Source organism: Proteus sp. PR00208 (assembly GCF_016238545.1).
Classification (GTDB): Bacteria; Pseudomonadota; Gammaproteobacteria; order Enterobacterales; family Enterobacteriaceae; genus Proteus.
The window spans coordinates 87,148-95,229 of record NZ_JAEHQE010000019.1 but is presented as its reverse complement, the minus strand read 5'-3'; the positions used below and the strand labels follow the sequence as shown (position 1 = coordinate 95,229).

Below are 8,082 nucleotides of genomic sequence, written 5' to 3'. Positions count from 1 at the left end.
CAATAAGAGGTAACAAATTACTGTTACCTCTTATTTTATTAAGTTAAATATAAAAAAAGCCGACCCCTATTTTTGGTCGGCATCCTAATAAGGAAAATATTACACGGAAGGCATAATAGAGCGTGTAAAAAAACGAAGCGTCAATATCAAGGGTCTAGCTATTTCACGAAAGTTTTAACACTTCACTCCCTGCTAATAAATAAGCACCAGCACCATAATCCATATTATGTTCAAACTTCACTTCACGAGGGTTAAATGCCGGAAGTTGAACCCAGCCTATCATGCCATTGTCATGAATACAGGTTTGTAATGCCACCCATGCTCTATTTAATGCGGGAAAATAGACTTCTTTCTCTAATACTCCCTGATTAATTCCCCATGCTAGCCCATAACAAAATAGCGCTGTTGCTGAACTTTCAGGCGCAGGGAAATTATCAGGATCTAATAAACTGGTTCGCCAAAAACCATCTTCATGTTGATAATCTAGAATGGATGTCGCTAATTCTTTAAACAGTACAATATAGCGTTCACGACCATGATAATCATCAGGCATATATTGAAGAATACGAGGAACTGAAGCTAAAACCCAGCCAATACCACGGCTCCAAAATACTTTTTCACCGTTAGCTTCACGCATTTCATTTCCGTGACCATCAGGGATATAGCGATGATCACGGAAAATAAGCCCTGTTTCAGGATCACGTAAATGCTCAATCGCATCCCAATAAGCTGTGTGCATATAATCTAAATAACGTCGCTCACCCGTTATTTCTGATAATGCAGCAAACCCTGGAGGAGCCATAAAGAGCGCATCGCACCACCACCAATCTTCACGACCCGGCTTAGGATCATTAAGCATAATGTCGAATGCTTTAATGGTTGGCTCAATCACTTCAAGTTGCTCAAACAGCGGACTTATGGCGAGATAAGCTTGAGCACAGACATGATCATCCGCAAAACGTGCATTTGGTCCTGTTCGAAATCCTGTATGCAACGTGTAATTTAACACACCATTAAGATACTCTTCGTCTTGCGTTGCCTGCCATGCAGCACTTACGCAACTCCATAAAACACCGCGTTCCCAATCCGTATCCTTTATAAAACGAGTTTTACCACTACGGCGGCGAACACTGCGAACTTGATTAGCCGATTGGTAACGATACACTCGCTTCATATTTTGCAATACGATACCTTTTTGCAAAGCCTCTGTATTAGCGTGTTCCATCCTATTTCTCCATGAATTTAACGAGCTAACCAACCACCATCAACCGCAATTGTGTATCCATTAACATAATCACTGGCTTTAGAAGCTAAGAAAATCGCAGGACCTGCAACGTCTTCTGGGGTTCCCCAACGTCCTGCAGGAATACGTTCTAAAATAGCTGCATTACGTGCATCATCAGCACGTAAAGCAGCCGTATTATCTGTTGCCATATAGCCCGGAGCAATCGCATTAACGTTGATGTTGTATTGAGATAACTCGGTCGCTAATGCACGAGTTAATCCCATCACCGCAGATTTACTTGCTGTGTAAGAAGGTACACGAATACCTCCTTGATAAGAGAGCATAGAGGCAATGTTAATTATCTTGCCACCCTCTCCTTGTTTCACAAATTGGCGGGCAACTTTTTGTGATAAGAAAAACAGTGTTTTCTGGTTAATATCAATAACATCATCCCAATCTTTTTCACTAAACTCCAAAAGATCTTCTCGACGAATAATGCCTGCATTATTGACCAGAATATCAAGACGACCCATAACTGAAACCGCTTCATCTACCACAGCTTGTAATCCATCTTGTTTCATTAAATTTTGTGTAATGTAATGAAAACGACGACCCAATGCTTCGACTTGCTGACGCGTTTCGGGTGCATCTTGAATACCGACACCCACAATATCAGCCCCAGCTTGCGCTAAACCAACGGCCATACCTTGCCCTAGCCCTGTATTACAACCTGTGACAATGGCAACCTTGCCACTTAAATCAAATAAATTCATATCAGTAACCTCTCAGATGTGGCCTTATAGCCACACCTTTTTTATCTGTAGGGTAAGAAAAAATGTGACTATTCGTAGTTATTTCAGTGGTAGTTATTTCAGATCTTTCATTGCAACGTGATCCATATCGTGGAATACCTGATTTTCACCGACCATTCCCCAAATAAAGGTATAGGACGCAGACCCCACACCTGAATGGATTGACCAACTAGGGCTTATCACCGCTTGTTCATTACGAACCACTAAATGACGGGTTTCGGTTGGCTCTCCCATATAATGGAAAACGACATTGTCATCTTTCATATCAAAATAGAGATACACTTCCATACGGCGTTCATGGGTATGACATGGCATGGTGTTCCATAAACTACCAGGCTCAAGAACGGTCATGCCCATTGATAATTGACACGTTGGTAACACTGAAGGGTGTAAGAATTTATAGATAGTACGAACGTTACAGTTTTCTACATTACCAATTTTTTCTGGCGAAGCTTGTTGTTGCGTAATTTTACGCGTTGGATAAGTATGATGAGCAGGTGCGCAGTTCATATAAAAACGCGCTGGCGTTCCTACAGAATCACTGGTGAATTCAACAGATTTTGCGCCCATTCCGATATAAATGGCTTCACGAGGGCCAATCTCAAACACTTCTCCATCAACAATCACTTTACCTGCGCCACCAATATTAATGGCACCTAATTCACGTCTTTCCAAAAAGAAATCAACGCCTAATGCTTTACCTGCCATTAATGCTAAAGGTTGTGTTGTAGGAACAATACCGCCAACAATAATACGATCTATATGGCTATAAGTGAGATTCATTTCCCCTTCACAGAATAGGTTCTCAATCAGGAACTCCTTACGAAGCCCTTCTGTATCAAGCCTTTTAGCGTGTTCACTATGAATTGGCTGACGAATTTCCATTATAAATACCTCATTTTTACTGATGGGAGCATAAGCCAAAAGGCTATGCATTTTCCCCGGATACAGAGTAAATATGATTTCCTCTGATGAATGTATCGGTGAGATGAAAACACTCATCCACCACAGCAAAGCTGGCTTGTCGACCCGCTTTGATATAACCCAATTGATCGCTGATACCGAGATATTCGGCAGGAATTGCACTCGCCATTTGTACCGCTTCCCATTCGGGCACATGCGCTAGTTGCACCATATTTCGCAATGCACTATCTAGGCTACAAGTGCTTCCCGCCAAAGAGCCATCTGCGGTTTTTGCCTGACCTTGAGTCACACTGACCGTTTGTGCGCCCAGTGTGTAATCACCATCAGGTAAACCACCCGCACGCATACAATCAGTAATTAAGGCAAGCTGCTGATATCCTTTCATGCGATACGCCAATTGCATCATGACAGGATGAACATGAATGCCATCAGCAATAAGTTCAGCTAAAACATTGTGATACAACACTGCACCACAACATCCAGGCTCACGATGGTGAAGCCCTGTCATACCGTTATATAAATGCACGCCACAATCAGCACCATGCAAAAATGCATCTGAAGTTTGCTCATAAGTTGCCGCGGTATGCGCCACACTTGGCTTAATACCTCGCTTGACCAACCAATCAATCGCCTCCATAGAGCCTTGTGCTTCAGGTGCAACAGCGACACGCAATAGCGTATCTCCCGCACTTTCGAGTAATGTTTCTAGCTCTGAAATTGTCGGCGCTTTGAGATATTTAACAGGGTGAGAGCCTCGATGACGCTCTGTAAAATAAGGTCCTTCTAAAAAGCTCCCAAGTAACAATGCACCCGAAGTTTGTGGCGTTGATAAGAACTCACGCACTTGTGATAACGCGTCACGAATATCCTCCATAGGCGCGGTAACGGTTGTCCCCACCCATGCAACGACGCCCGTTTTAACAAGCGCATCCGCAATGGTTTGTAACCCTTGTTGAGTAGCATCCATTACATCCGCCCCTTCACGGCCATGAATATGAATATCCACAAAACCAGGTAATAACGATTTCCCTTTTAGGCGAATAATAGGGCAATCTGTCGGTGCCTCTGTGGTGATTGATTCAATATTTTCACCCTTAACACGGACATAACAGAGATAGCGAATACCTTCTGGCGTAAAGGTTCTATCGGCTAAAATGGCATATTGCTGACTCATAAGCCGTCTTCTTCATCAGCATCATTACTGTCTATTTGAGCCAATTGCTCGCGAATATCTTGAATACTGTCTTGACCAATTTCTCGTAGCGTTTGCACTAGTTCTGAGGTTGAACATCCTTCTCGTTCAAAAGCTGCATTCACAATCATGGGTAAATTGACCCCAGCTAACACTTCAACTGCGGGATTTTGCATCATAATTGCCATGGCACGATTACAAGGGGTTCCACCGGGTAAATCGGTTAAAAAGAGATATTGCTGGCATGACATTGAGTCGATCGCTTCACGCATTTTTTCTTCAAGCTCATCAGGAGAGATTGACTCAACAAAATCGATAAACGCGATATCTTCTTGTTCGCCTGCAATAGCCTTTACAGCAGAAGCCATGCCTGAGGCAAAATTAAGATGTCCTGAAACAATAAGACCTATCATGAGTGACTCCTTGCGGGCAGCAGAAGGCTCTCCTGCCCGTTTATAGCAAGTTAATAATGTATTTCGACTGACAATAACGGCGGTGAAAAAGGCTCTCTGTTATAAGAATCCTAATACGTGACCGATAACGCCAAAGGCTAAAGTTGAGAAAATCAATACCGGAGGTTTACCCCAAAAACCGGTGCTTTTAACCATTTTGTACATCAGGAAAACTAAGCACAGAGGCAGTAAATTCGGCATAATTTTGTCAAAGAGCGCGGTTTGTAATTCAACCACCTTCCCTCCCAGCTCTAGCGAGGCGGTGGTTTGCACCTTGATAAAGGTCGCGGAGAGCGCACCAATGACAAAGATCCCCATAATATTGGCGGCTTTAGCCAGTTTTTCAGTGGCATCACTCATATTAACCATCGCCGCCGTACCTGCGCGATAGCCCATGAACATCAGCCCGAAATACACTAAAAAGTGCACAATTTGGTATAAAAAGAAGAAAACAAAAGGCCCTGCAATTGATCCTTCCATTGCAATGGAAGCACCTAATGCTAATGTCAGTGGCATTAAGGTCATATGGTCAATAGCGTCACCAATGCCCCCAGTTGGCCCCATGCCTGCAACTTTCATCACGTTAACAGTAGAAGGTTTCTCTTTGTTTTCTTCCATTGCAACGGCTGTTCCTAATAGGAAGGTAAACAGCTTTGGACTTGCATTAAAAAACTGTAGATGGTTTTTTAATGATGTTGCATAGTCACGTTTGTTATTTCCGTGAATTTTTTTCAATGCAGGAATAATTGAGAACGCAAACCCACCACCTTGCATACGTTCAAAGTTGAAGTTACCTTCCATAAACAAGCCACGGAACGCACACTTCCAGAGATCGCCCTTAGTGATAACTTTTCTGACAGTGGTATCTTGGTATTCATCAATGCCATCAATCAAAGAACCCGTTTCTGGTTTATCCTGCGTTTTCAATGCGGTGCTGTTATCAGATACCATCTTCGAAATCCTCATTCTGCTGACTTGAATTTTTGTTATTACCACTAAAGAAGAAGTAAAGTGCTGCGGCTGACGCGCCTAAAATAGCGACCGCCATAATTGGAAGTTTCAGATAAGTCGTCATCACGAAGCCAATAAAGAACACACCTGCCACTTCTTTTGACCACATGATTTTTAGCAACATGGCGAAACCAATTGCAGGAACCATTTTCGCGCCAATACCTAAGCCTTCTAGCAAGACTTTTGGTGTATTTTCATCAATCCATTGAGCAGCATGTTCACCGAAATAAACCGTAACAAAAGCAACCAAAGCATAGAGTAATGAACGCACCGTAATCGTGATGATCAGTAGCCGTGAAATACCCGCTGCATCGGCTCTTTCTGCATATCTATCAGCTTTTCCCATGGTGAAAGCGGTTACAGCAAAGAAACCAATCACAAGCATTTGCATTAACACAGCAATAGGCATCCCAATTCCCATCGCAACTTCTGGTGATTGTTTTGTCATTACCGCAAAAGCAACCGCAGCGATTGTCCCTAATGTCACATCAGGTGGCTGAGCACCCGCATTGGGAACTAGTCCTAACCATGCGAGTTCTAACGTTGCACCCGCAATCAATCCAACCTGCATATCCCCCATAATCAGACCCACAACAGGCCCTGTGATTAATGGTCTGTGAATATTTAATGCAACGTCATACTTATCTATACCGCAAAAGAAGGCCCATAAAGCCACTAAAGAAGCTTCAAAAATCATAAATAATCCTCAAACCTGCTAATGCAGGTTTTTTGCTCAGGAAATTATCAGGCTGATGCGAGTGCTAACACATCAACAGGTGTCTGATCGGGAGTGTTTTGAATTGTGCAAGTCACACCATTTGCAACGAGCCTTTTAAACGCATCAATGTCTGTTTCATTGACTGACACGGTTTTCGCAATTTGGCGTTTCCCTTCATGAAAATGCATATTGCCAACATTACAATGAGTAATAGGCACGCCCCCTTCCACTAAACGGGCAACATCTGTCGGGTTATTACACAAAACAAAAATTTTCTGACGAGGTGATGCTTTACTAATAACATCAATGGTTTTTTGAATAGAGAAGAAGCGAACAGCATATTCACCACCAGCTGATGCCTTCATTCCAGCTTGCATAAATGCGGCATTGGGGCCTTCTGCTGCGTCATCATTAGCCACTAAAATCAGGTTTGCTTCCGTATGTTTACCCCATGTAATGCGGATTTGACCATGGAGTAAACGTTCATCAATGCGGGTCCAGACAATATTCGGTGTGTTCATGATTAGCTCTCTTATTATATTTTATTAATTTAAAGCAGACTGTGTGTCTTCTGTTTTAAGTGAGAACGGATAAATTGTGACGCCTTGTACAACACGGTTGATTTCTCCTGTCGGAGACGGGTTATCAGGCGTATTCCCTAGTGCAATGGAACTGTGAAATGCGAATGATTGCGCCAACATCAAGTATGGGAACAATAGCGCCACATCTGAACAGTTCTCTAGCGCAGGAATATAAACAAAACTCTCTTTTGAGAAAGTATTATCATTTCGTGCGGTGATCGCGATCACCTTACCTGATGCATTATCGTGAATAACCTCTCGTAATAAGTCAGTCTCATATTGACGAGTGTAAGGATCATTAGAGAAAAACATCACCACTAAAGTTTCTTTATTTACGATAGACTTAGGGCCATGTCGAAAGCCTAATGGAGTATCAAAACTAGCAACCACTTTACCCGCAGTTAGCTCTAACATTTTTAAAGCAGCTTCTTGCGCTAATCCTTGTAATCCGCCACTTCCTAAGTAAATAACTCGTTTAAATTTACCAGCGTATTTTTCGCGGATAATTTGATTCGCTTTATCAAACTGCGCTTTATAATCACTAAAAAATGGCGCGATTGAGTCACTAAAAACGTTATCACCTAAAAAGATGGTCACAGCCGCCATCATCATGGATGAAAAGCTAGAGGTCATCGCTAAAGAGCGGTCGTTTGATTCTTCTGGCATCAATAATGCCAATGCACTGCGGTTGTTTTGACAATACTCATAAAGTTTGCCATTTGGATTACACGTCAGTACTAAGTGATAACATTGTGATAGGCATTCAGTCGCAACATCTAACGCCGCCACACTTTCAGGGCTATTACCTGAACGTGCAAAAGAGATTAGTAATGTTGGAATGTCTTCCGCTAAATATTCTTGTGGATCAGCCACTAAATCAGTGGTTGCAATTGCATCTACTCGACGTTTTGTATGACCACTTAAAATGGGTGCTAACGCTTTTCCAGCAAAAGCAGACGTACCCGCACCGGTTAAGATAATTCGCGCATAAGGCAATGAGAGCGCTTTATCTAAAAAGGCTTGGATCTCAGTACGATTTTCTTTCACTGATAGCCATGTTTTTTTCCAACATTCTGGTTGTTGCTCAATTTCTTTCGCAGTCCAAAATGCATTCAGTTGCTCTAATTGAGCGGTCTGATAACTTAAATATTCCATGGTTTCCCTCAA

9 protein-coding genes are annotated in these 8,082 nt (G+C 42.5%); all 9 read right to left on the bottom strand.

The window, feature by feature from the left end; genetic code table 11:
- Nucleotides 1–163: 163 nt before the first annotated feature.
- Nucleotides 164–1,225 (bottom strand): glycoside hydrolase family 88/105 protein, encoded by a 1,062-nt coding sequence (locus JEP36_RS13560; RefSeq protein ID WP_198630343.1) that lies wholly within the window; start codon nt 1,223–1,225, stop codon nt 164–166.
- A gap of 17 nt (nt 1,226–1,242) precedes the next feature.
- Nucleotides 1,243–1,998: a 2-dehydro-3-deoxy-D-gluconate 5-dehydrogenase KduD gene (kduD, locus tag JEP36_RS13555; protein WP_109371232.1), complete on the bottom strand. Its 756-nt coding sequence runs from the start codon at nt 1,996–1,998 to the stop codon at nt 1,243–1,245.
- Nucleotides 1,999–2,091: 93 nt separating this feature from the next.
- A complete protein-coding gene (gene kduI, locus JEP36_RS13550; protein ID WP_198630342.1) occupies nt 2,092–2,922 on the bottom strand; it encodes a 5-dehydro-4-deoxy-D-glucuronate isomerase in 831 nt (276 codons plus the stop codon).
- 43 nt (nt 2,923–2,965) lie between these two features.
- The gene (gene nagA / locus JEP36_RS13545; protein ID WP_198625877.1) at nt 2,966–4,135 is read right to left on the bottom strand and encodes an N-acetylglucosamine-6-phosphate deacetylase; all 1,170 of its coding nucleotides are present in this window, start codon (nt 4,133–4,135) and stop codon (nt 2,966–2,968) included.
- Complete coding sequence (agaF, locus tag JEP36_RS13540; protein ID WP_109371238.1) at nt 4,132–4,566, bottom strand: PTS galactosamine/N-acetylgalactosamine transporter subunit IIA; 435 nt, start codon at nt 4,564–4,566, stop codon at nt 4,132–4,134. Before agaF ends, nagA begins: the two co-directional genes overlap by 4 nt.
- Nucleotides 4,567–4,665: 99 nt before the next feature.
- On the bottom strand, nt 4,666–5,556 hold the full coding sequence (locus tag JEP36_RS13535; RefSeq protein WP_109371240.1) for a PTS system mannose/fructose/sorbose family transporter subunit IID: 891 nt from the start codon (nt 5,554–5,556) through the stop codon (nt 4,666–4,668).
- On the bottom strand, nt 5,546–6,313 hold the full coding sequence (agaW, locus tag JEP36_RS13530; RefSeq protein WP_099074752.1) for a PTS N-acetylgalactosamine transporter subunit IIC: 768 nt from the start codon (nt 6,311–6,313) through the stop codon (nt 5,546–5,548). The genes JEP36_RS13535 and agaW overlap by 11 nt, the downstream gene beginning before the upstream one ends.
- Before the next feature lie 47 nt (nt 6,314–6,360).
- On the bottom strand, nt 6,361–6,855 hold the full coding sequence (gene agaV / locus JEP36_RS13525) for a PTS N-acetylgalactosamine transporter subunit IIB (protein ID WP_109371242.1): 495 nt from the start codon (nt 6,853–6,855) through the stop codon (nt 6,361–6,363).
- Between the two features lie 24 nt (nt 6,856–6,879).
- Entirely contained in the window at nt 6,880–8,070 is a 1,191-nt protein-coding gene (locus JEP36_RS13520) for an SIS domain-containing protein (protein WP_160230601.1), read from the bottom strand.
- Between the last annotated feature and the right edge of the window lie 12 nt (nt 8,071–8,082).

Bases quoted from the DNA above. Each gene is read 5' to 3' on its own strand.
- JEP36_RS13560 (WP_198630343.1), bottom strand. From the start codon at position 1,225: ATGGAACACGCTAATACAGAGGCTTTGCAAAAAGGTATCGTATTGCAA.
- kduD (WP_109371232.1), bottom strand. From the start codon at position 1,998: ATGAATTTATTTGATTTAAGTGGCAAGGTTGCCATTGTCACAGGTTGT.
- kduI (WP_198630342.1), bottom strand. From the start codon at position 2,922: ATGGAAATTCGTCAGCCAATTCATAGTGAACACGCTAAAAGGCTTGAT.
- nagA (WP_198625877.1), bottom strand. From the start codon at position 4,135: ATGAGTCAGCAATATGCCATTTTAGCCGATAGAACCTTTACGCCAGAA.
- agaF (WP_109371238.1), bottom strand. From the start codon at position 4,566: ATGATAGGTCTTATTGTTTCAGGACATCTTAATTTTGCCTCAGGCATG.
- JEP36_RS13535 (WP_109371240.1), bottom strand. From the start codon at position 5,556: ATGGTATCTGATAACAGCACCGCATTGAAAACGCAGGATAAACCAGAA.
- agaW (WP_099074752.1), bottom strand. From the start codon at position 6,313: ATGATTTTTGAAGCTTCTTTAGTGGCTTTATGGGCCTTCTTTTGCGGT.
- agaV (WP_109371242.1), bottom strand. From the start codon at position 6,855: ATGAACACACCGAATATTGTCTGGACCCGCATTGATGAACGTTTACTC.
- JEP36_RS13520 (WP_160230601.1), bottom strand. From the start codon at position 8,070: ATGGAATATTTAAGTTATCAGACCGCTCAATTAGAGCAACTGAATGCA.